The organism is Actinoplanes sp. NBRC 103695 (assembly GCF_030269485.1).
GTDB lineage: Bacteria > Actinomycetota > Actinomycetes > Mycobacteriales > Micromonosporaceae > Actinoplanes.
The window spans coordinates 512,793-535,344 of sequence record NZ_BSTL01000001.1 but is presented as its reverse complement, the minus strand read 5'-3'; the positions used below and the strand labels follow the sequence as shown (position 1 = coordinate 535,344).

The window sequence follows — 22,552 nt, the reverse complement described above, 5'->3', positions numbered from 1 at the left end:
CAAGTCTGTCCTGGTGGGCAGTCATTCTTTGCTTTGCTTCAAGGGCCGCCGCGGATCTGGCTGATCCACTCCTCGGCCAGCCGGCGGCCGTCCGGGAGCTGGTCGTCCCGTTGCCAGCGCCACGTGGTGATCATCGCCAGCACGACCGTCCGGCACCGCCGCAGCAGGTCTTCGTCGAGGCCCGGGTAGTGCTTGGCCACGTCCTCGGGCGCGTGGGCGACGTCGAACTCGACCGGCCCGCGGCAGCACGTCTCGAGGTCGATGAACAGCAGCCCGCCGGCGGTGGTGAGCAGGTTGCCCGGATGCGGCTCGCCGTGCAGGAGCTGGTCCGCGGCGGTCGCTCCCGGTGCGCCTCGTAACGTCTCGTCCAGCAGCTCCCGGTCGGCGTCGGCGAGCTCCGGCGTGCTGTCGCGGTCGGCCAGGAGTTTCCGGGCCTCACCGACCCGGTCCGTGACGTGCGGCGTCGGGTAGTCGATCTCGCGCATGCCCGCGTGCAGGCGTCCGAGCGCGTCGGCGTAGCCGGCCGGCGACACCTCGGCGGAGGACGCTGGCTCGTAGTAGGTCCACAGCGTGACCTCGAAGCCGTCGTGCTCGTAGGCGAGTGGTTCGACCCGGGGGTCGAGGGTGCCCACGGGGCTCCCGGCCTCGGCGAGCCGTTGAGCGAGCCCGATCTCGAACCGGGCGACGCCGTGCTCCACCGGCGCCACCCGGGCCAGGACGTCACAGGGCAGCAGCCGGACGGTGAGCTTGTTGGAGGCCTGCAGAACTATCGTGTCGTCGGCTCGGAGGCCGAGGGACGACGCGACCGCCACGGCGGCGGACTCCGCGCGGGACCTCACCATCAGGACAGGACCGTGAACTGGTTGCCGTCGGGGTCGGTGAGGAGGCCGGGACCGATCTGTTTCGCGCCGAGGGCGACCAGGCGGTCGATGTCGGTGCCCGCGGGGAGCTCGAAGTGCACGCGGTCGTAGTCCGTGGCCGGTTGGACGGGCGGGCCGCCCCAGGTGATCTTCGTGCCGCCGTGCGGGGACTGGATCGCGGTCTCCTCGTCCTGGTCCCAGACCAGCGGCCAGTCCAGCGCCGCGCTCCAGAAGTGGCCGACCTCCTCGGAGCCGTCGCCCGCCAGCGCGCCGATGAAGCCGGTGCCGGCGAGGAAGTTGTTGCCGGGCTCGATCACACAGAGCTCGTTGCCCTCGGGGTCGGCCATCACCACGTGTTCCACGTCGCCCTGGCCGATGTCCAGGTGGCCGCCGCCGAGCTCGAGCACCCGGGCCACCGTCGCCCGCTGGTCCTCCAGGGAGGTGCTGGTCAGGTCGAAGTGGCCCTTGTTCGGCACCGTCTTCGGCCGGTCGGTGGGGAGGAAACGGATCAGATAGCCGGTGTCCTCGGGCGGCAGGAGCGCGTCGCCGGAGATCTCGCGATGGAGCAGGCCGGACCAGAATCCGAGCAGGCGCTGAGGGTCCTGGGCGGCGAAGGTGATCGCGGAGAGGCTGGAAGGCATCCCCGACCCTAAGCGCGGGACGGCGACGACCGCAGCCGATTATCAGCCGGGGCCGAAGACTCGCAGCTGGAGCATGGCGCCGAGGCGGGCGTCGGGGTCGGTCAGGTCGATCTCGCCCAGTTCGGCCAGGCGGCGCAGCCGGTAGCGGAACGTGTTGGGGTGGACGTGCAGGGCGGCGGCGGCGGCCACCACGTCGCCGAACGCGTCCAGCCACGCCGCGAGCGTCTCGACCAGGTTGGCGCTGTGCTCGGCGTCGTACGCCAGAAGCTTGGCGACCGGGCCGCTGGGGGCGTCACCACGGGCGGCGACGGTGTCGCGCAGTTCCAGGAGCATCGCCTCGGTGTGCACGTCGATCAGGCGGGCCACCCGGCGGGCGCCGCCACGGCCGCCGCGGAGCACCCGCAGGGCCCGGTCCGCGCTGGTGCGGGCGGTGGCCAGCTCGGACACCGTCGCGGCCACCGGGCTCACGCCGACCAGGGCGGGAACCCGCTCGCCGATCCGGTCCAGGAAACCGCCGGCCACCCGTACGGCCCGGGCGTCGCCGTCGTCGCCGGTGACCGGCAGCAGGCCGTACGTGACATCGCCGAGCAGGGCCACCGCCGAGCTGGCCTGCACCGCGCTGAGGTGCATCGCCAGGGCGTCGCTGAGCCGCTGCCGCTCGGCCGCCACACTGGACCGGTCGGCGCCGTCCGACACGGGCACCAGCGCGAGCACCACCAGCGGCTGGTCGGCGAGGCCGAGCCGGGACAGCGAGTCCCGGGCGCCCGTGCCGCCTTCCAGCGCGGTGCCGACGAGCTCGGTGCGCAGCCGCCGTTCCACGTCCGCTCCCGCGCGCAGCCGCAGCATGTGCAGGGCGACCAGTTTCGCGGCGTCGCAGAAGGCGCGGGACCGGTCGGGGGTGAGCGGCCGGCGGACGGCCGCCCAGATGGAGCCGAGGAACTCGTCGCCGGCCCGGACCGCGACGGCGACCCGCGGCACGGAGAAGTCGTTGTGCTCGTCGGGCGGCTGCACGTACACCGGCTGCTCGCTGCGGTGCAGGTTGCGGATCACGCCCTGGGCGGAGAGCATCCGGGCGTACCGCTCGGGGACCTGCCGGCCGAGGATGGTCTCCACCCGGGACTCGTCGGCCTCGTCCTGGCGGCCGGAGAAGGCCAGCACGCGGGAGTCCGGGTCCTCGATGGTGACCGGGGCGTCGACCAGGGCGGCGACGGCGTTGGCCAGCGCGAACAGGTCGCCGGAGGGCATCCCGCCGAGGGTCTCGGGGCCGGTGTCGCCGACATCGCCCTGGCTGACCATGGAGCGCAGCAGGGCGGCGAGCTGCGCCCAGGAGGCGCCGCGGGTGAGAGCCAGCAGCGCCACGCCCGACTCCTCAACCGCAGACCGGACGAGATCGTCCAGGAACACGGGCGCTCTTACCACCAGCCCGACCGCACCCTCGGCGCCCGAAGACCGCAGCAGCGCGACGATGTCCGCTGTGTCGCGCACCCCGACACCGAGGACCAGGGCGCGCGGGGGCAGGCCGGGTTCGTCGTGCGGGTCGTGGAACGCGATGCCGCCGATGGACTCCGCCGACACCGAACCGTGGACCAGGTCCAGCAGCGTGGCGCCGAGATCCTCGAGGACCCGGCCGAGGCTGGCGCGCGGCAGCTGGCTCATGATCGTCCAGCTTAGTGAGCGGGGCGCGGCACGGCGGCCAGAAGTTCCCGGGTGTACTCGTGGCGCGGGTCGCCGAGCACCTCGTCGACCGGGCCGTACTCGACGATCTTCCCCTCGCGCATCACCGCGACGATGTCGCTGACGTAGCGCACCACGGCCAGGTTGTGCGAGATGAACAGCATGGTCAGGTTCATCCGGCGCTGCAGTTCGCGGACGACGTTGAGCACCGCGCCCTGGATCGAGACGTCCAGCGCCGACGTGATCTCGTCGGCGATGATCACCTCGGGGTTGCCGGCCAGCGCGCGGGCGAGCGCCACCCGCTGCCGCTGGCCGCCGGAGAGCAGGTGCGGCCGGTCGCGGGCCCGGTCCGCGGGCAGCCCGACCAGTTCCAGCAGGCGGGCCACCTCGGCACGGTCGACGGACGGCATGGCCTCGGCGATCGACTCGCCGATGGACATCCGGGGGTCCAGGGCTGAGTACGGGTCCTGGAAGACCATCTGGACGTGCCGTCCCCGGGCCGAGGGCGTGATCCGGCCGGCCGTCAGCGGCGCCAGCCCGACCGCGGCCCGGGCCAGCGTGGACTTGCCCGACCCGGACTCCCCCACCAGGCCGACGACCTGTCCGGCCGGCACCACCAGGGAGACGTCGTCGACCGCGACCGTGCCGCGCCGGCGGGAGCCGAAGCGGACGGTCACGTTCTCGAAGGTCAAGGCGCGCACTTACGCCGCCGGTGAGGAGAGCGGGGTGGCCCTGGCACCGAAGTGGACGTACTTCTCGCCGGTCGGCAGCTGGTAGAAGGTGGCCGGGATCCAGTTGCCGGTCTCCGGGTCCTGGCAGACGAACAGATCCGGTCCGACGGCCACCATCCGGTAGTGGCTGTCCTGCTCCTGGAGCACCTCGGCGAGCGGTCCGGTGATCTTGACGGTCATCACCGGGCCGTCGTCGGTCACGTGCACCTCCTGCCGGATGCTGGCCCGCTCGTAGACGCCCAGGTACGGCGTGATGTCGACCTCGACCGGTGTCGACGGCGGGCCGAGCCTCTCCGGCATCCGCACGTCGGCCAGCTCGGCGAAGATCTCCCGGTACAGCTCCTCGTACAGCTTCGCGCCGTTGCCGCCGTTGGTGAGCAGCGTGACCGAGAGCCCCTTCGAGGGCAGCACGCGCCAGAACGCGGCCTGGCCGATGGTGTTGCCGTCGTGGCCGATCACCCGCTGCCCGTCCCACTCCATCCGCTCCCAGCCCAGCCCCCACGAGTCGCCGAGGGTGTGCTTGTCCGGCAGCTCGACCTGGAAGGCGGCCATCTGCTCCCGGGCGGCGTCGGAGAGGACGCCCCCGTCGAGGTGCATCTTGGCGAACTTGAGCAGGTCGCCCACGGTCGCGGTGACCGCGCCGGCCGGTCCCGCCGAGCGGGGAATGCCCCAGATCGGCGCCACGGTGTTCTCGCCGCCCTCGTAGAGGTGGCCGACCGCGGCGCGGAACATGATGGCCTCGTCGGCCAGCGTGACCGTGTGGGTCAGACCCAGGGGCTTCACGAGCTTCTCGCGTACGGCGGCATCCCACGTGTCGCCGGTGAGCTTCTCGATCACCCGGCCGGCCAGCGAGAACCCGGAGTTGCAGTACGACCAGGTGGCGTCGATCGGGTGGTTCTGGTTCGCGTCGGCGAGCAGGGCGGCGTACTTCTCCAGGCAGTCGTCGCCGCGGCCGGTGTCGGTGAAGATGTCGCCGTCGATGCCGCTGGTGTGGGTCAGCAGGTGGCGCATGGTGATCTGCTTGGTCACCTCGGCGTCGGCCAGCCGCAGCTCGGGCATCACCTCGATCAGCGGCGTGTCCAGGGCCAGCTTGCCCTCGTCGACCAGCTGCATGACCAGCGTCGCCGTCCACACCTTGCTGATCGACCCGAGCTGGAACAGCGAGTCGGTGGTCACCGGGACGCCGGTGCGGAGGTTCAGGACGCCGTACGCCGCCTCGGCGACCTCGTCACCCTGCAGGATGCCCAGGGCGGCGCCCGGGACGTGGTGACGTTCGGCCAGCTCGGCCAGCCGCCGCCCCCACTGTGCGGTGTCCAGGCTCATGACTGCTCTCCTTTGATCAGTGAGAGGTGCGGGACTGTCTGTTCGGCGTGCCAGCAGGCGACCCTCCGGCCGGTCTCGAGTGAGTCGAGCGGCGGGTCCTCCTCGCGGCACCGGTCGGTGGCCAGCGGGCAGCGAGCGGCGAACGCGCACCCCACCGGCAGGTCACGCGGGTCGGGCGGGCGCCCCGGGATCACCGCGAGCGGCAGATTCCGGTCGGTTTCCATGTCCGGCACGGCCGCGACCAGCGCCCGCGTGTACGGATGCCGGGCATGCTCGCGGAGCGCCGACGCGGGCAGGTCCTCGACGATGCGCCCGGCGTACATGACCAGCACGCGCTCGCAGACCTGACCGACGACCGTGACGTCGTGGCTGATGAACAGCAGCCCGACGTTCTCGGCCGACCGGATGTTCTGCAGCAGCTGGAGCACCTGCTTCTGCACGGTCACGTCCAGCGCGGTGGTCGGCTCGTCGGCGATGACCAGCGCCGGGTTCGCCATCACACCCATGCCGATCATGGCCCGCTGGCGCATGCCGCCGGAGAACTCGTGGGGGAGCTGGCCGGCCCGCTTCGCCGCGTCCGCGATGCGGACCGCGCTCAGCCGGTCGACGGCGCGGGCCCAGGCGGTGCGGCGGTCGGCCCGCTGATGGGTACGCACGACCTCGGCGAGCTGCCGGCCGACGCGCTGGACCGGGTTCAGTGACGTCATCGGGTCCTGGAAGACCATGGCCAGCGAGGTGCCGAGCAGGCGGCGGTGGGCGCTGACGTCGCCCCGCAGGTCCTCGCCGAGGAACTCGAGGCGGTCGGCGGTGACTTCGCCGGGCGGTTCGATCAGCCGCGCGATCGCGAGCGCGGTGAGGCTCTTGCCCGAGCCGGACTCGCCGACGATGCCGACCGCCTCGCCCCGCCGCAGCGAGAGGCTCACGCCCCGGACCGGGCGTACGCCGGGGAACGACACCTGGAGGTTGTGCACGGCGAGCAGAGCGTCCGCCTCAGGCATCGGGTCGGACGGTGCGGGAGGCGGTGGGTCGCCGAGCGTACCCGTAGAAGTGGAGCGCAAGCCGATCGCCCGGGCGACCACCTCGCCGCTCAGGTTGAACGCCATCGCCGCCAGGACCACCGCGAGGCCGGGGATCAGCGCGCCCGCCGGGTGGATGTAGATCTGCTGGAGGCCCTCGCCGAGCAGCCGGCCCCAGTCGTAGCTGGGCGCCTGCACGCCCAGGCCGAGGAAGGACAGGCTGGCGAAGGCCAGCATCGCGCCGCCCATCGCGATCGTCGCGGTGACCACCAGCGGCTCGGCGATGTTCGGCAGCACGTGCCGGGTCAGGATGCGGAACCGGCCCACCCCGGCGATCCGGGCGGCGGCGATGAAGTCGCGGCCGGCCACCCCGGAGGCCAGGGTCTGGGTGATCCGCGCGAAGCCCGGCGCGGTGGCGAAGCCGATGGCCAGCACCGCGCCCTTCGCGCCGACCCCGAAGATCACCGCGAAGAAGAGCGCCAGCAGCAGGTTCGGGAACGCCACCGTGATGTTGATCAGGGTGCCGATCCACCGGCCGGCGCGGCGGCCCAGGACGGCGGTCGTCGCGCCGACGAGCAGACCGGCGGTCACGCCCAGCACGGTGGCCAGCAGCGCCAGGCCCACCGACAACCGGGTGGCGACCAGGACCCGCGCGAAGATGTCCCGGCCGAGCAGGTCGGTGCCCGCCGGATGCGCCCCGGACGGCCCCCGCAGGATCTCGGCCGCGTTGATCGCGTCCGCGCGCTGCTGCCAGATCAGAGGTGCGACCAGAGCAAGGACGATGACGAGTACGAGCAGCGCGAGCGCGCTGATGCCCAGCGGCCCGGCCCGGCGCAGTCCCCGTGCGGCCATCAGCTCTCCCGGATCGTGGAGCGCGGGTCGACGACGGCCAGCGCCACGTCGACCACCAGGTTCACCAGCAGCACGCCGACGCCGTAGACCAGCACCACGCCCTGCACGGTCGGGTAGTCCTTGGCCAGGATCGAGCCGACGATCGTGCCGCCCAGCCCCGGCCAGGCGAACACGTTCTCCACCAGCACCGTCCCGGCGACCAGCGAGCCGAGCAGCAGGCCGCCCAGCGTGAGCGTGGTGGTCAGTGCGTTCGGCAGGGCGTGCCGCAGGTAGACCACCCGGTCCGGCAGGCGCTTGGCCCTCGCCGTGCGCACGTAGTCGGCCTCCAGCACGGTCAGCATCTCCACCCGGACGATCCGGGCCAGCACGAACGACGGGCCGATGGCCAGCGAGAGGACCGGCAGGACGTACGAGTCGGGGCCGGACCTGCCCGCCACCGGCAGCCAGCCGAGCTGCACGCTGAACAGGAAGACCAGCCCGACCGCCATCAGGAACTCGGGGATCGTGGCGAGCACGACGCTGGCCGAGGTGAACGCGAAGTCCCCCGCGCGCCGGCGGCCGTGCCGGACCAGCACCGCCATCAACGTCCCCAGGGGCACCGAGACCACCACCGCCACCGCGAAGGCGAGCACCGCCATCTCCACGGTGGACCCGAACCGGGCCGAGATGACGTCCGACACCGGCAGGCCGGACGTCATCGAGATGCCCAGGTCGCCGGTGAACAGGTTGCCCAGGTAGTGCAGGTACTGCAACCACAGCGGGTCGTCCAGGCCCATCGCCGCCCGGCGGGCGTTGATCAGCTCGATCGGCGCGGTCGGTCCCAGCGCCGCCCGGACCGGATCACCGGGCAGCGCGTGGATCATCGCGAACGCGGCGGTGACGAGCACCAACAGTGACAGCACCAGCCGCCCGGCCCGCCGGGCAGCGAACCTAACCCAAACGCCATCCGCAGCCCCGCCGCCGCCCCTGACCAGACTGAAGGCCCTCCTTGACAACACCTGGATCAGCCGAACATCCGGATGGAGGCCGGACCGAGGTCGCCGTCGGTGAGCTCGAACGTCGCGCCCTTGATGAAGTACGGGACGTTGGAATTGGCGAACGGCACCAGGTCGAGCCGCTTGATCAGTTCCTTCTCGGCGGCCAGCCACTGCTCGCAGCCACCGTCGCCGGCGACCTTCTGCGCCTCGGCCACCGCGGCCTGGTACGCCTTGTTGTCGATGCTGGCGAAGTTGGTGCCGTTCGGCGGGGTCGGCCCGGACAGGTACGCGACCAGCTGGCTGGGCAGCGTCACCCCGATCGGGAACATCGCCACGTCCCAGGACAGCTGCCCACCGGCGATCTGGCCGACCTGCACCGCGGTGACGTTCTTGAGCGTCACCTTCACCCCGGCCGCGGTCCACTGCTGCTGCAGCAGCTCGGCGGCGGGCTGCGCGCCCGGACTGGCCGACGCGGCGTAAGCGACGGTCAGCGACAGCGGCTTGGCGGCCAGCACCGACTTGCCCGCGGCGGCGTCGAACGGCGGCTGGTTGCCCTCGATCGTGTTCCCCTTGCAGGGGGTCATCGCCGGCGCCACCAGGCCGGTCGGGTCGCCGCCCCGGCCCGAGGTGAAGGCCTGCTGCATCTGCTTGAGGTCGACCGACTGGACGAGCGCCTTGCGGACCGCCTCGTCCGCGGTCGGCAGGCCCGGCTTCTGGTTGAACCACAGCTCGCCCGTCGGCGCCAGGATGTCCCGCTTGACGTAGTCGTCGCCCTGCAACCGCGCGCTGTCCGGGCCGCTGAACCGGGCGGCGTTGAGCTCGCCGGTGAGCATCAGGTTGGCGGCGGTGGCCTCGTTCCCGACCACCCGGATGACGACCTTGTCCGGCAGCCCGACCGTGTCGGCCTTCACGTCGCCCGGCCCCCACGCGTACTCCTTGCGCCGGGTCAGCGTGTAGTGGTCGTCCGGAACCGCCTCGGTCACCGTGAACATGCCGGTGCCGTCCGACGCCTGCTTGAGCTTGGTGCGGTCCTTCATGCCCTGGTCGCAGACGATCGGCAGGCCGCCGAGGTTGCGGTCCAGGAAGGCGTCCGGGGCCGGTGAGGTGACCGTGACGACGCCGGTGGCCTCGTCCGCGGTGGCCTTCGCGCCGGCTGGGACGTAGGTGCCGACCCGGGTGGACGCGTTCTTCACGTCGCCGACGAAGCTGATGTTGTCGGCCACCGTCCTCGCCGTCAGCGGGTCACCGTTGGCGCAGGTGATGCCCTTGCGCAGGGTGAAGGTCGCCTTGGTGGTGGTCCCCTCCCACTTCTCGGCCAGCCCGGGCAGCAGTTTGCCGTCCGGGGCGGTGCCGAGCAGGGAGTCGTACAGGAAACGGTCCACCTGGCCGGTGATCGTCAGCGAGGTGAAATGCGGGTCCAGGTTCCCCGGATCGGAGGACACGGACATCGTGAACGTCTTGCCGTTGACCGGTTGCTTCCCGCTCGCACCGCCGGTCGAGTCGTTGCCACCGCAAGCGGCGGTCAGCAATGCCACCGCGCCCAGCGCGGCAACCGATCGTAGAGCCTTCATCGCGCCCTCCACCTGCTACGTGAAGGGAAAGACTGCCGACCCTGCGACGCGTTGTCTTTGGCGTCCGCGACAACAAGGCGGCGAGCGCCTTGTTGTCGCGGACTACACACTTGTTTCGGAGTTACCGCGGCGGTGCGGGCAGGGTGTGCGCCTTGAACGTCACGGCGCCCGCCTTCTTGCCGCCGGGCAGCGACCGGGTGTAGAAGCGGTGGCCGTTGTTCTCGTTCCGGAAGAGGATCGCCCAGGTCGGCCCGGCGCCGCCGGCGTACTGCAGGATGGTCGGGTCGGTGAAGGACGGGTCGGAGCCGTCGGTGTTGACCCGCTGCCAGGCGTCCCAGGTGTTCGAGCCCTGCGCGGTCTCGAAGACCCGGTAGAGCTCGTTGTCGGTGCCGCGGGCCACGACCGCGACCCGGCCCAGCGCCGGGTCGAGCACCGCGGCCGGCGAACCCGCCACGGTCAGGTCGCCCACCGGCGACCAGGTGCCCGGGAAGACGCCGCCCACCTGCAGCTGGGTCTGGACGCGGCCGTCGGCGTCGCGGGCGAAGGCTCGCAGGATCTGGCCCGGCATCGACACGACCGACACGGTGCCGGTGAAGCCACTGCCGCCGAGCTCCGCCCAGGCCGACAGGACGCCGGCACGGTAGGTGGCGGTCACCGGGGTGCCGTCCGCGTCCAGGCCGAAGAGGACGGCCCCGCCGTTGACGATCGGGACGACCGTGAGCTCGCCGGTCAGGCTGCCGCCGAGATCACGCCAGCCGAGGAACGCGCCGACCCGGACGCTGGTCTGCCGGCGGGTCCAGACGTGGCCGGCGGCGTCGATGGCGAACGCGGCGAGCAGGCCGTCGGTGAGCCGGGTGACGACCGGGTGCGAACGCATCCGACCGGCCAGGTTCTCGTCGGCGCCCCAGCCCGGTGCGGTGGTCCGGGTGAAGGACGCGACGTCGCCGGTCGTGCTGTGGGTCAGCGCGTGGACCGTCTGCCGGCCGGCGGGCACATCCGTCTCGGGCACCGCACCGACGGCGAGCGCCGGTTTGCCGGTGTACTGAACCTCGGGCCGGCCCAGCGTGCTCCACTGCACCCCGCCGAAGAACTCGGGGTCGGGCTGGTGTCCGTGCCGGATCGAGCCGATGTTGTCGACGTAGACGAACTCCAGCGGGCCGATCTGGCCCCCGCTCGGCACCGGGCCCTGGATCGCCGCGGTCGGGCTGTAGTTCTGGACCGGGACGGCCGGCGCCGCCGGGATGTGCCGTTCGGTGAGCTTGCAGACGTTCGGGATGGCGAGGACGTTGGTGAAGGTCGCCCAGTCCGTCGAGCTGCCCAGCTGGGCCCGGCTCACCGGGAAGCTCGGGACGTCCTCACGGTAGCGGTAGGTCAGGAAGCGGCCATCGGTCGAGACGCCGTACAGGACGTCGCCGCCGGGCGAGGAGATGTTGGCGAAGGTGCCCCAGTCGCTGGAGCTCTCGGCCACCTGGTCGTGGGTGATCCAGCGCTCGCTGGTCGCTTCGAACCGGAACCGGAGCAGATTGCCGTTGGACGCCTTGCGGCCCCAGATGACGCCCGGGCCGGCCGCGACGATCAGGTCGAACTGGTCCCAGCCGTCGTCGATGATCCGGCCGTTGATCGGCCAGGTCCTGGTCGCCTCGTCGTAGCGGTACCAGAGCAGGCGGCCGGTGTTGTCGACCAGATAGAAGTCGCCGATCTCGTCGACGGTGATCTTGTTCTTCCAGGCCGCGCTCGCGTAGGACTTGAACTGTCCGGGCGCGATGTTGTCCTTGGTGCTGTCGAACGCGCCGCTCACATACTTGTACATCCACAGGCCGGACGTGGAGTTGATGCCGTAGACCCGGCCGCCGGGACCGCCGAGGATCTTGCCGTACCCGCCCCAGCCATGGCCGGGCGTGGTGCGCGCGCCGCCGGAGATCGTGGTCGTGCCGATGTTGCTGATGTTCCAGCTGTGGAGGTCCCCGTTGGTGGCCGAGGCGAAGATGCGCCCGGAGCCCGGGCACGAGAAGGTGTCGGCCGCCTGAGCGGGCGACGGGACGGCGATGGACACGCCTATGGAGACCGCCGCGGCAGCGACCGCGGCGAGAATTCTGGTTTTCACTTGGGTTCCTTCCCCCGTTTCGTGATCGGAACCTACCCAAGGAGTGTCACCGGAATCAATGTGTGGTGGCTTACCGCAACCGTTAACCCACGGGTCGGGAGCCGTCCACCTTGGATCCGTAATGTCCGATCCCATGACACGGCGCCGGCACCTCCGATCCGACGAGGTCGAGCCGGAACACCGGCCCGGCAACCGTTCCGGCGTGCACGTGCCGCCCGGAGCGGCCGCGATGCTGGCCCTGCAGCGACAGGCCGGCAACGTCGCCGTCTCCCGGATGCTGGCCGCCCCGGAGCGGTCGGTGCCGCCACCCGTCCAGCTGCCCGAGCTGGGCACCCAGCCGGAGACCACGGTGCCGCTGGAAGCCATCCCGCGCCCGCCCAGCCCACGCCCGCCCAGTCCGGCGACGTCGAGCGACGACGAGGAGTTCTTCGACGCGCTGGACACCATGCCCGGCATGCCTCCGGAGGAGGTCGTCCGGCCGGAGTCGCCGGCCTCCACCCGGACCGGGTCGTCGGGCTCGACCGACCAGGAGTTCTTCGACGCCCCGGGCGAACCGATGTCGCCGGTACGCGGAAGCACGGACGTCCTGCCGGGAAGCCGGCCAGGTTCGCGGGCCTCGACCGTCTCCTCGTCGTCCTCCTCGTCTTCTTCCTCGAGCGGCTCGTCCTCGTCCTCGGAGGCCGCCGCGGAGCAGCAGTCGCGCTGGCGGTTGCCCCTGTACTCGAGGGGGACCGGCGACAAACCCAAGTCGGTCGGCGCCGGTGTCGCCCTCGTGTTCCCGATCCAGAACTCGTTCCTGGTCCGGGGGACGGTACCCAACCTCAGTTCCGGCGCGACCGGCATGGCGGCGGCCAGCTCCACCGGCGACGCGGTCAGCGAGATCAACAAGTGGTTGCAGGGCCGGGGCATGAACTGGGCCAAGTTCCTGGGCGGCATCGCGACCACCGGCGGCCTGTTCGCCAACGCGATCTCCCAGAAGGACGGTCCGGCAGGCGACGCGGCCCGGTTCGGCGGGCTCTACACGCAGACGGCCGGCCTGATCATCAAGGGATACGGCGAGAGCACCAAGCTCGAGGACGGCCAGCACATGTTCCCGGACGGCGACTGGTCGAAGGCCGCCGGCGCGTTCATCGCCGCCGCGGCACCGACCCTCCAGTCGTACGCGATCAGGCACCAGCGGATGTACGAGCAGATGATCAAGGACGGGACGTTCGAGGGAAAGATCCCGGTCTCGAACTTCGCGATCGCCGCGGCGGTCCTGTCCGGCGCCGCGCCGGCCGGCGACTTCGCCAGCGAGCTCGTCAAGGCCGTCCGGGACCGTAAGGTCAACATCCCGAAGATGCTGGGCGGCCTGTTCGGCACGTTCGGCGCGGTCTCCCTGTCGATCGGCATCGCCACCGACAACAACGCCGCCAAGTACGCGGGCTACGGCCTCCAGGCCGGCGGGCTCGGGTTCAAGAGCCTGGGCGAGTACACCGAGCACGAGGACCGGTGGCCGAGGCTCCCGCAGAAGGAGCGGCAGCCCGACGAGGAAGAGATGCAGGGACCCCCCGCGCGGACGTAAGCTGTCGCACCGAGGGGGTATCGACGATGACGCTCCGCGACACCCCGCCCTTCCGGGCGGATCACGTCGGCAGTCTGCTCCGGCCCGCGCGCCTGCTCCAGGCGCGCGAGGAGCATGCGGCCCAGAAGATGTCGGACGACGAGCTGCGCGCGGTCGAGGACGAGGCGGTTCGCGAGGTGGTCGCCATGCAACGCGACGTCGGCCTGCGGTCGGCCACCGACGGCGAGTTCCGGCGTACGTCCTGGCACATGGACTTCATCTATCAGCTCGGCGGGATCAGCCGCACCGACGAGAAGATCCAGGTGCACTTCCGGAACGCGGAGGGCGAGCTGGACTTCGAGTCCGCCGCGCTGTCCGTGGACGCGCCGGTCCGCCTCACCGAGACGATCTTCGGCGAGGCGTTCAGTTTCCTCGCGTCGACCGTCGGTCCCGGCGTCACGGCGAAACTGACCATCCCGTCGCCGAGCATGGTGCACTACCGCGGCGGCCGGGCGGCCATCGATCCGGCGGTCTACCCCGACGAGGAGCAGTTCTGGGCGGATCTGAGCGCGGCGTACGCGAAGCAGGTCCTCGGGGTTTACGACCTGGGTTGTCGTTACCTGCAGCTCGACGACACCAGCCTGGCCTACCTCAACGACCCGGCCCAGCGCGCCCTGCTCACCTCGCGCGGCGACGACGCCGAGCACCAGCACCTGCGCTACATCAAGCAGATCAACGCCGCGATCCGGGACAGGCCGGCCGGGCTGGCCGTGACCACCCACATGTGCCGGGGCAACTTCCGGTCGTCGTGGGCGGCCGAGGGCGGCTACGACTTCGTCGCCGAGGCGCTGTTCAGCGAGCTCGCCGTCGACGGCTTCTTCCTGGAGTTCGACGACGACCGCTCCGGCGGATTCGCGCCGCTGCGGTTCGTGCCGCCCGGCAAGATGGTCGTGCTCGGCCTGGTCACCACCAAGCGGGGCGAGCTGGAGTCGAAGGACACGCTGAAACGCCGCATCGACGAGGCCGCCAAGTACGTCCCGCTCGAGCAGCTGTGCCTGTCACCGCAGTGCGGGTTCAGCTCCACCGTCGAGGGCAACGTGCTCACCTACGACCAGGAGGTCGCCAAGCTGCGGCTCATCGCGGAAACCGCCCAGGAGGTCTGGGGCTGAGATCCGCGTCGATCGGGCAGGCCGACTTCGACGACGTCACGGTCAGCACGCCCTGATCGTGTGGTGGCCGGTTCCTACCATGGAGCCGTGACGGGCATCCGGCGGTTTCTCACCTCCCGGCTCGGCGCCTGGGCCATCGCGTTGTGGATCACCACGGCGGTTCTCATCTACGTCGCCCGCAGCGACATGCGCGCCCTCGACGCGTTCGCCGACCGCGGCCGGGCCGCCACCGCGACCCTGACCGCGGTCGAGGACCGTGGCCGGCAGAACGACGCCTATCTCGTCACGTTCACCACCGCCGACAACCGGGTGGTGAACGCGACGCTCTGGGGCCTGCCGGCGGACCCGCGTCCGAAGGTCGGCGAGACGATGCGGGTCGTCTACGACACCGCGGACCCGCAACTGGTCAAGGACGCCCGGCCGAACCGCTTCATCGGCCGGCGGATCATGTTCGGCATCGCCGCGACCTCGCTGCTGACCGCCGTGCTCCTCACGACGCTGGCTGTTGCCCGGGTGCGGCGAGCCACCCGGTCAGGATCGGCAGGGCCGTCGGCGACCGCATGACGCTCGAGTGGTCGCCGCCGACCACCACCTCGACCGTCCAGCCCCGATCGACCAGTTCGTCGCGGTGCTCGGCGAGCGGTGGCCCGATCTCCACCCGGACGCCGCCCCACCGCGGCCCGTACTCCATGGTGTCCTCGCTCCCGGCGAAGGCGAGCCGCGGCACCGTGACCCTGTCGAGTGCGGCCCGCTCGTCGAAGTCCCCCAGCGATTCGTACAGCGTCACGTACTGCGAGGTCTGATCCGGCTGCTGGGTGACCGCGGCGGAATCCCAGTCGCCCACCTCGATCTCGGACCGGTCGGGCAGTTCGCGCCCGGCGTCCTCCGTCGCCATCCGGTGCGCGGCCCGGGTCACCGCGAGCATCGCGTCGTACGGGCCGCCGAGCGGCGGGAACCCGCCCATCGCCAGGCCGGTCAGCCGGTCGGTGCGGATCGCCAGCTGCAGCCCGGCCAGCGCCAGCCAGGAGTAGCCGTAGTACGCGAACTCGCCCACGCCGGCCGCGTCGGCGATCGCCAGCAGGTCGGCGGCGACCGCGTCCGCGGTCAGCGTCCCGGCTGCCGGATGTGCGGCCCGGTGGCCCTCGTAGTCGGCGGAGACCACCCGCCGGCCGGCCGTCGCGAGCCCGGTCACCAGCGCCTGCCCGAGGTCGGGCTGGGCGCCCCAGGCACGCATCCGCTCCGCCGCCTCACCCTCGATCACGGCCAGGCTCGCCTGCGTCAGCACGGCCGGGCCGTCGCCGGTCGTCGTGACCTCCAGAAAAGTTCCGTCGTGCAGCTTCGCCATCGTCATGGCAAAACAATATACGCTGTAAGGACTATGAGCGCAGAAGATCATGTCCGCCGCCTGTGGCGTGGCCGCGGCACCACCCTGCCCACCCCGAGACGCGGGCCCCGTCAACAGCTCGACCTCGACGAGATCCTGGCCGCGGGCATCGCGATCGCCGACGCGGAGGGGCTGGCCGCCGTCTCCACGCGGGCGGTCGCCTCCCGCTTCGGCAAGACCGCGATGGCGCTGTACCCGTACGTCGGAACCAAGGAGAACCTGCTCGCCCTGATGCAGGACCACGCGCTGGCCGGCCCGGCCGCGGACGGCCCCGGCACCGGCCTGGCCGCGGACCTGCTCGCCTGGGCCACGGCGTTCTTCGAGGTCCACCTGGCGCATCCGTGGCTGACCGAGCTGTCCTGGGCGCAGAGCGGCCAGGGGCCGAACGAGCAGGACTGGCTGGAACGGCTCCTCACGATCATGGACCGGTGGGCCACCCCCGACGCCACCACGGTGACCATGCTCTACGCGACCGTCCGGGCCACCGCCGAGACGACCGCGGCGTACCGGCGGGTGGACACGTCCGGGTGGCTGGAACGAGCCGGAGCCACCGCACGGCTCATCCCCGACCTGCGCGAGCGCTATCCCCTCTCGACCGGCCTCGCGCCCCTCGACCCGGACTGGCGGGAAGCGCCCCGCGCCGCGCTCAGGGCAGCGGTCGAGATCCTGGCGGCAGCGCTGCCGAGGTCCTGACGCGCGCAGTCGAAGTACCAGACGGTCGCGCCGCCCCGGGAGGGGCCGAACCGCGGGTTCGATATTCGGGTGCCGCCGGTTGCGAGGCTGCCGTAATCTCCCTGGCAGAGGCCTAGCCCGGGCATACTTCGACAACTTCTTAGGGTGAATCGCCCGGGCACTTTCCTCGTTACGGCGCCGCGTCGCGGCGCCGTTTTGTCTGCTGTGAGCGGGGGTGCATGCACGTGGACGCGCTGGAGCGCATCGGGTTCGACCGGCTGGGACTGGTCGTGACGCCCCCGGGCACCGCGACGCCGGCCGTGGCCGCACCCCTGCTCGCCGAGCTGGCGCACGTCGGCGTGCGGTTCGCGAACCCGGGGGCGCTCACCGACGGGCTGGCGGCCGGGCTCGGCGACCTGATCGCGCACGTGCGGGCCGAGCGCGGCGAGACCGGCCGGTACGCGCCGCTGTTCCGGGGCTTCCCGGAGCGGCTGCCGGAGTACGACGACGCGCTCTTCCGGTTCGTGGTCGCCCGGGCCCGCATGGCCGGTGCCGAGCACACCGACGAGCGCTGGCGCCACGCCCTGGACTTCACGGACATCGGCTGGTGGCCGGCGTCCTCGATCCCGCAGGACGCCGGGCGCGCCGACGCCGACCGCCGGGCACAGGCCCTGCTCCCCCGCGACGGCCGGGTCGAATGGATCACCGTGCGGCTCACCGGCGCGGACGAGCTCGACAGCCGGCTGCGCGTGTGGATGCGGGACTGCTTCGCGAGCGCCGCCTCGCTGCGGGAGGACGTCCAGAACGACCTCGGCATCCTGGTCAAGCGGCTCGGCGTGGACGGCCTCGACCCGGCCGACGTCCGCTTCCGGGAGAACCGCACGCTGCTGTTCGAGCTGCTCTGGGCCCTCGACCGGGCGCGGCTGCCGTCGACCGGCGCGACCCCGGACGACCTGCTACGCCTGTTCGCCCGGCTGACCGGCGGCGACCTCAGCCTCACCGAGCCGATCCGCTATCCGCGGCTGTCCCGCGCCGACCGCCGCGTCGTGGTGAGCACGCTCGAGGCGAGCGACCGGCTGGGCGACGTGTTCCGGCGGCGCGGCCTGTGGCTGGCGATCGACCGTGGCCTGCACGTCGGCGAGTTCCGTGCGCCGCGGGTGGCCGAGACGTTCGCCCGGCTGCGGGACGGCCGGCACGACCGGACGTCGTTCCCGTCACGTTTCGAGCGGCTGCTCGCCACCGACTTCCCGGGCGCGGTGCGCCTGGCGGCCGCCGAGTCGCCCGGCCTGCTCGGCCGTGGCCTGCGCCGGCTCGCGTCCGTCTCGCAGGGGGCCGAGCAGCGTGCGGCGCTCATCGGCGCGGTGGCCGGCACCGCGGAACGCATCCCGCTGCGGGTGCTGCTCGCCGCGGCCGCGCAGCTGTCGGACAACGGTCACACGTACCCCCGGGTGGTTTTCGGGAAGGACGGCTCGTCGCTGCCGATCGTCCGGCAGCCGGGCCACCTCGCGCTGCCCGCGGACTTCCGCAAGGAACTGCTCGACGCGGTGGATGCGGCGATCGACGCGCGGATCAGGGCCAAGGGCGACTGGTACGCCGAGACCGTGCACGTCGCCGCCGGCCTGGACCGGCTGCTGCTCCCCGACCAGCTGCGCGCCACGGCACAGGGGCTGGCGCAGGTGGAGCGGGGCAGCCGGCTGCCGGCCGGGGACGCCAAGGTGATCCGGCTCTTCACGCACTGGCGTGAGGCCGGCGACCGCAGCGACCTCGACCTGTCCTGCCTGGCGCTGAACGCGAACTTCCAGCTGGTCGACCAGGTCTCCTGGACCAACCTGGGCAACGGCGTGATGACCCACTCCGGCGACCTCACGTCCGCACCGGACGGCGCCGAGGAGTTCCTCGACATCAACCTGGCCCGGGCGGCGCGAGCCGCGTCCCGGCGCGGCTGGCGGTACCTGGTCCCGGTGATCTTCCGGTACGCCGGGCCGGCGTTCGACGACCTGGCCGAGGCGTACACCGGGTGGATGCTGCGGGACGACGCGGGCAGCAAGCGCGCCACGTTCGATCCGGCCACGGTGGCGAACGCGTTCGCGCTGACCGGCCGCAAGCGCTACGCCGTGCCGATGCTGCTCGACCTGGACACCCACGAGATCCTGTACGTGGACGTCTACCTCAACGGCTACCCGCGGGCGCGGGCCGAGCGCGAGGGCCACGACATCGCCACCCTGGTGTCCGCGGTCGCCGGCCGGCGCAACACCAAGGTGAGCGTGGCGCACCTGGCCCTGCGCCACGCCCGCGTCCGTGGCGCCGCCCTGGTCGACGACCCGGCCCGGGCGACGATCACGTTCGGTACGGACGCCGGCTCGACGTACGACGCCCTGCACCCGGAGAAGCTGCTCGCCGACCTCCTCTGAGCAGCACCCGCACCCTCGCCGCGGCCCGTTTCGCCGGGCGTGGGGCCGAGCTGGGTTGCCAGGCCCCCGGGTGCCCACTCACTGTTGCTGCCGCCGCTTTCGGTCGGGGCGGGGCCGGGCCGGGTTGCCAGGCCCCCGGGTGCCCACTCGCGGTGGTTGCCGCCGCTCGCGGTGGTAGCCGAGCGCGGTGGTAGCCGAGCGCGTACCTCGTCCTGACGGCCCGCCCGACCGTCCTGGACCACCACTCGCGCGAACGGTGGTAGGACCGAGCGCTATTCACGACGACAAACCGCTCCCGGCTACCACCACCGCAAAACGTGGTAGCTCAGCGCGCCATTTCACGCAAAACAGCGCCCGGTCCTACCACCGCGCGCTGGTTCTACCACTCGCGCTGACTTCTACCAGCGCGCCCGGCCAGAACCGCGAGCGGCGGCAGCGACGGCGAGTGGGCACCCGGGGGCCTGGCAACCCGGCCCGGCCCCGCCCCGACCGAAAGCGGCGGCAGCGACGGCAACCGAGCACCCCACCGCCCGGCAACCCAGCCCCACGCCCCACGCCCCACGAAGGCGACGGCAGCGAAGGGACACCCCAGACGCCCCGGCAACAATGAGACAGCGACGGCCCCTTTCGGATCGCCGGGCCCGATCATTGGCGCTCGGTGGACCGGATGTTGTGGACTTGGGGTCGTGAACATCGACATCCGGGTGCTCGGCCCGCTGGAGGTACGGCTCGGCGAGCGGCCGATCCACCTCGGCACGCCCAAGCAGCGCACGGTCCTGGCCCTGCTGGTCCTGCACGCCGGCCGGCCGGTGTCGGTGTCCCGGCTGGTCGACGAGCTGTGGCCGGAGTCGGCGCCGGAGTCGGCGGTGGCCAACGTGACCACGTACGTGAGCCGGCTGCGGCGGTCGCTCTCGGCGCACGGGTGCGAGCTCGACCGGCGCGACGCGCAGTACGTGCTGACCGCCGCGGCCGGGGCGATCGACCTGCGCCGGTTCGCGGAGTCCGCCGATCGGGGCGACGCCGCCTGGCGGGCCGGCGACGTGGCCGGGGCCGCCGCGCACTACTCGGGCGCGGTCCGGTTGTGGCGCGGCGACCTGGTCGACGGGGTGACCGCCGGGCCGGAGCTGTCCGCCGCCCGGGCCGAGTGGGACGACCGGCGGCTCGCGGTCTTCGAGCGGTCGGTCCGGGCGAGACTCAGGCTCGGGTACGCCGCGGAGGAGTCGTCCGGGCTGCGTCGGCACACCGGCGCCGAGCCGCTGCGGGAGACCGGGTGGCAGCTGCTGATGGCCGCGCTGCACCTGGCCGGCAACCCGGCGGCGGCCCTGGAGGCGTACGCGCGGGCGAAGGACGTGCTGGCCGCGCGGCTCGGCGTCGACCCCGGCCCGGGCCTGCGGGACATGCACCGCGCGGTGCTGCGCTCGGACGACGCGGCGGTGCTGGCCCTGCTCGCCCCTGCCCCCGCGCCGCCGGCCGCGCGGCCGGAGCCCGTGCCGGCCGGGCCGGCGCAGCTGCCGCTGGAGGCGTTCGGGTTCGTCGGGCGGCGCGGCCAGCTCGACCGGCTGGACGCCGTGCTGCTCACCGACGCCGAACCGGCGGCCCGGATCGCGGTCGTCTCGGGCACGGCGGGTGTCGGCAAGACCGCCCTGGCCGTGCACTGGGCGCATCGGGTCCGCGACCGTTTCCCGGACGGCCAGCTGCACGTCAATCTGCAGGGCTTCGATCCGGCCGGCGCCGCGGTGCGGCCGGCCGTCGCGCTACGCCGGTTCCTGGAGGCGTTCGGGGTGCCGCCGCAGCGCATCCCGTCGGAGCCGGAGGCGCTCGCGGGCGCGTACCGCAGCCTGCTCGCCGACCGCCGGGTGCTGATCGTGCTGGACAACGCCGCCGACGCCGAGCAGGTCCGGCCCCTGCTGCCCGGTTCGGCGGCCTGCCGGGTGCTGGTGACCAGCCGCAATCAGTTGTCGGGGCTGGTCGCCGCCGAGGGCGCCCGGCCGATCGCCCTGGACCTCTTCAGCGGCGCGGACGCCTCCCGGGTGCTCGCGCACCGGCTGGGCGAGCAGCGGCTGGAGGCGGAACCGACGGCGGCCGGCGAGATCGTGGAACGGTGCGCGCGGCTGCCGCTGGCGCTCGCCATCGTGGCGGCCCGGGCGGCGATCGACCCGGACGTCCCGCTCGCCTCGCTGGCGGCGACGCTGCGGGACACCGCCGGGGCGCTCGACCTGCTGGGCGGCGCCGACCCGCTGACCGACATGCGGGCCGTGCTGTCCTGGTCCTACCGGCAGCTCGGCCCGGACGCGGCCGCCCTGTTCCGGCTGCTCGGCCTGCACCCGGGCCCGGACGTCACGGCCGACGCCGCGGCGAGCCTGGCCGGTGCGCCGGTTGATCGGGCACTGTGTGAGCTGGCCGAGGCCAGCCTGGTGGCGGAACAGAGGCCGGGGCGATTCGTGCTGCATGACGTGCTCCGGGCGTACGCATCGGAATTGGCCGAACGCACGGACCCGGAACCGGACCGCCGGGCCGCGACCACCCGCATGCTGGACCATTACACGCACAGCCTGGCCGTCGCGGCGCGCCTGATCAGCTGGCGGCCGCAGGACGCCGAGCTTCCGCCGCCGGCCGAGGGCACCGTGGTCGCCGGGCTTGCCGACGAGCCCGCCGCCGAGGCCTGGCTGCACGCCGAGGAGCCGGCTCTGCACGCCGCGCTCGACCGGGCGGTCCACCTCGGGCTCGACCGTTACGCCGTGCTGATCCCCCACCACCTGCTCCGCCACCTGCATCACCACGCGCGCTGGGAGGACGTGGTGACGATCCAGACGGTCGCGCTGCGGGCGGCCGAGCGGCTGGGCGACGTGCGCGAGCAGGTCCATGCGCGCCGGACGATCGCCGGGGACCTCGCCAAGATCGGCAAGACCGCCGAGGCGTACGACGAGCTGTACGCGGCCCTGGACCTGGCCGAACGGGACGGTTACGTCCGCGGCATGGCCACCACGCGGCGCACCCTGTCGTACGTCTGCGATGTGGAGAAGAACTTCGACGAGGCGCTGGAGCACGATCGCGAGGCGCTGGCGCTCTATCAGCGGCTGGGCGACCGGTGGGGCGAGGCGTCGGCGCACAACGGCATCGCGTGGACGATGGTCCGGCTCGGCCGGCACGCGGAGGCGATCCCACCGGCGCTGACGGCGCTGGCGCTGTTCGAGGAGGACGGCAACCGTGCCGGTCAGGCGCACACCCTCGACAGCCTGGGCTTCGTGCACCGGTCGCTGGGCGATCACGAGGAGTCGCTGGCGTCCTTCCGGCGGGCGCTGGAGCTGTTCCGGGTGCTCGGCGACCAGTACCGGCAGGGTGTGGTGCTGGAGAACATCGGCGACACGCTGAGTGCGGCGGACCGGGCGGGTGAGGCGGCCGGGGCGTGGCGGGAGGCGCTGGACATCTTCGCCGCGCTGGACCAGCCGGAGGCGGACGGGCTGCGCCGCAAGCTGGACGTATCGAGTTCGTATATCGGCCCTCGCTAGCCTCACCGCGCACGGGGGAGCCACCTCGGCGCGCTCAGTGACCCCAGACCACTGAGCGCGCCGCGGTGGCTATTTTTCGGCCTGTTACTCTCGAACGAAACGGAGGCCTGGTCTC

Annotated in this window: 16 protein-coding genes; 6 read left to right on the top strand and 10 right to left on the bottom strand. The window is 72.4% G+C overall.

Going from position 1 to position 22,552, the window contains the following annotated elements; genetic code table 11:
- Positions 1-38: 38 nt before the first annotated feature.
- The 9 genes from QSK31_RS02235 to QSK31_RS02195 all read right to left on the bottom strand — a co-directional run bounded on the left by QSK31_RS02235 (position 39) and on the right by QSK31_RS02195 (position 11,749).
- Positions 39-842: a phosphotransferase gene (locus QSK31_RS02235; RefSeq protein WP_285680387.1), complete on the bottom strand. Its 804-nt coding sequence runs from the start codon at positions 840-842 to the stop codon at positions 39-41.
- Positions 842-1,501 (bottom strand): VOC family protein, encoded by a 660-nt coding sequence (locus tag QSK31_RS02230; protein WP_285680385.1) that lies wholly within the window; start codon positions 1,499-1,501, stop codon positions 842-844. Before QSK31_RS02230 ends, QSK31_RS02235 begins: the two co-directional genes overlap by 1 nt.
- 42 nt (positions 1,502-1,543) lie before the next feature.
- On the bottom strand, positions 1,544-3,157 hold the full coding sequence (locus tag QSK31_RS02225) for a PucR family transcriptional regulator (RefSeq protein ID WP_285680383.1): 1,614 nt from the start codon (positions 3,155-3,157) through the stop codon (positions 1,544-1,546).
- 11 nt (positions 3,158-3,168) lie between these two features.
- Positions 3,169-3,876, bottom strand: a complete 708-nt coding sequence (locus tag QSK31_RS02220; protein WP_285680380.1) for an ABC transporter ATP-binding protein — start codon at positions 3,874-3,876, stop codon at positions 3,169-3,171.
- Positions 3,877-5,229, bottom strand: a complete 1,353-nt coding sequence (locus QSK31_RS02215) for a serine hydrolase domain-containing protein (RefSeq protein WP_285680379.1) — start codon at positions 5,227-5,229, stop codon at positions 3,877-3,879. It abuts the gene before it with no gap.
- Positions 5,226-7,097, bottom strand: coding sequence for a dipeptide/oligopeptide/nickel ABC transporter permease/ATP-binding protein (locus QSK31_RS02210; protein WP_285680377.1), 1,872 nt, complete (start codon positions 7,095-7,097; stop codon positions 5,226-5,228). Before QSK31_RS02210 ends, QSK31_RS02215 begins: the two co-directional genes overlap by 4 nt.
- Positions 7,097-8,095 (bottom strand): ABC transporter permease, encoded by a 999-nt coding sequence (locus QSK31_RS02205; protein WP_285680376.1) that lies wholly within the window; start codon positions 8,093-8,095, stop codon positions 7,097-7,099. The genes QSK31_RS02210 and QSK31_RS02205 overlap by 1 nt, the downstream gene beginning before the upstream one ends.
- A gap of 5 nt (positions 8,096-8,100) precedes the next feature.
- Entirely contained in the window at positions 8,101-9,645 is a 1,545-nt protein-coding gene (locus QSK31_RS02200; RefSeq protein WP_285680374.1) for an ABC transporter substrate-binding protein, read from the bottom strand.
- 121 nt (positions 9,646-9,766) lie between these two features.
- On the bottom strand, positions 9,767-11,749 hold the full coding sequence (locus tag QSK31_RS02195; protein ID WP_285680372.1) for a tachylectin-related carbohydrate-binding protein: 1,983 nt from the start codon (positions 11,747-11,749) through the stop codon (positions 9,767-9,769).
- Between the two features lie 133 nt (positions 11,750-11,882).
- Here QSK31_RS02195 and QSK31_RS02190 point away from each other — a divergent pair, with 133 nt between their 5' ends.
- The 3 genes from QSK31_RS02190 (at position 11,883) to QSK31_RS02180 (ending at position 15,025) form a co-directional block, all read left to right on the top strand.
- On the top strand, positions 11,883-13,313 hold the full coding sequence (locus QSK31_RS02190) for a hypothetical protein (RefSeq protein WP_285680370.1): 1,431 nt from the start codon (positions 11,883-11,885) through the stop codon (positions 13,311-13,313).
- A 26-nt stretch (positions 13,314-13,339) separates the two neighbouring features.
- Positions 13,340-14,461: a 5-methyltetrahydropteroyltriglutamate--homocysteine S-methyltransferase gene (locus QSK31_RS02185; protein WP_285680368.1), complete on the top strand. Its 1,122-nt coding sequence runs from the start codon at positions 13,340-13,342 to the stop codon at positions 14,459-14,461.
- An 87-nt stretch (positions 14,462-14,548) separates the two neighbouring features.
- Positions 14,549-15,025: a DUF3592 domain-containing protein gene (locus tag QSK31_RS02180; RefSeq protein ID WP_285680366.1), complete on the top strand. Its 477-nt coding sequence runs from the start codon at positions 14,549-14,551 to the stop codon at positions 15,023-15,025.
- On the opposite strand, the gene QSK31_RS02175 is transcribed toward QSK31_RS02180, so the two are convergent.
- Positions 14,952-15,812, bottom strand: coding sequence for an alpha/beta hydrolase (locus QSK31_RS02175; RefSeq protein ID WP_285680364.1), 861 nt, complete (start codon positions 15,810-15,812; stop codon positions 14,952-14,954). The genes QSK31_RS02180 and QSK31_RS02175 overlap by 74 nt on opposite strands.
- A 27-nt stretch (positions 15,813-15,839) precedes the next feature.
- On the opposite strand from QSK31_RS02175, the gene QSK31_RS02170 reads away from it, so the two are divergent.
- The 3 genes from QSK31_RS02170 (at position 15,840) to QSK31_RS02160 (ending at position 22,437) form a co-directional block, all read left to right on the top strand.
- Positions 15,840-16,538 (top strand): TetR/AcrR family transcriptional regulator, encoded by a 699-nt coding sequence (locus tag QSK31_RS02170; RefSeq protein WP_285680363.1) that lies wholly within the window; start codon positions 15,840-15,842, stop codon positions 16,536-16,538.
- 224 nt (positions 16,539-16,762) lie between these two features.
- On the top strand, positions 16,763-18,928 hold the full coding sequence (locus tag QSK31_RS02165; RefSeq protein ID WP_285680361.1) for a TerD family protein: 2,166 nt from the start codon (positions 16,763-16,765) through the stop codon (positions 18,926-18,928).
- A gap of 686 nt (positions 18,929-19,614) precedes the next feature.
- Positions 19,615-22,437 (top strand): AfsR/SARP family transcriptional regulator, encoded by a 2,823-nt coding sequence (locus tag QSK31_RS02160; protein ID WP_285680359.1) that lies wholly within the window; start codon positions 19,615-19,617, stop codon positions 22,435-22,437.
- Positions 22,438-22,552 lie beyond the last annotated feature (115 nt).

Bases quoted from the DNA above. Each gene is read 5' to 3' on its own strand.
- QSK31_RS02235 (WP_285680387.1), bottom strand. From the start codon at position 842: ATGGTGAGGTCCCGCGCGGAGTCCGCCGCCGTGGCGGTCGCGTCGTCC.
- QSK31_RS02230 (WP_285680385.1), bottom strand. From the start codon at position 1,501: ATGCCTTCCAGCCTCTCCGCGATCACCTTCGCCGCCCAGGACCCTCAG.
- QSK31_RS02225 (WP_285680383.1), bottom strand. From the start codon at position 3,157: ATGAGCCAGCTGCCGCGCGCCAGCCTCGGCCGGGTCCTCGAGGATCTC.
- QSK31_RS02215 (WP_285680379.1), bottom strand. From the start codon at position 5,229: ATGAGCCTGGACACCGCACAGTGGGGGCGGCGGCTGGCCGAGCTGGCC.
- QSK31_RS02210 (WP_285680377.1), bottom strand. From the start codon at position 7,097: ATGGCCGCACGGGGACTGCGCCGGGCCGGGCCGCTGGGCATCAGCGCG.
- QSK31_RS02200 (WP_285680374.1), bottom strand. From the start codon at position 9,645: ATGAAGGCTCTACGATCGGTTGCCGCGCTGGGCGCGGTGGCATTGCTG.
- QSK31_RS02190 (WP_285680370.1), top strand. From the start codon at position 11,883: ATGACACGGCGCCGGCACCTCCGATCCGACGAGGTCGAGCCGGAACAC.
- QSK31_RS02185 (WP_285680368.1), top strand. From the start codon at position 13,340: ATGACGCTCCGCGACACCCCGCCCTTCCGGGCGGATCACGTCGGCAGT.
- QSK31_RS02175 (WP_285680364.1), bottom strand. From the start codon at position 15,812: ATGACGATGGCGAAGCTGCACGACGGAACTTTTCTGGAGGTCACGACG.
- QSK31_RS02170 (WP_285680363.1), top strand. From the start codon at position 15,840: ATGAGCGCAGAAGATCATGTCCGCCGCCTGTGGCGTGGCCGCGGCACC.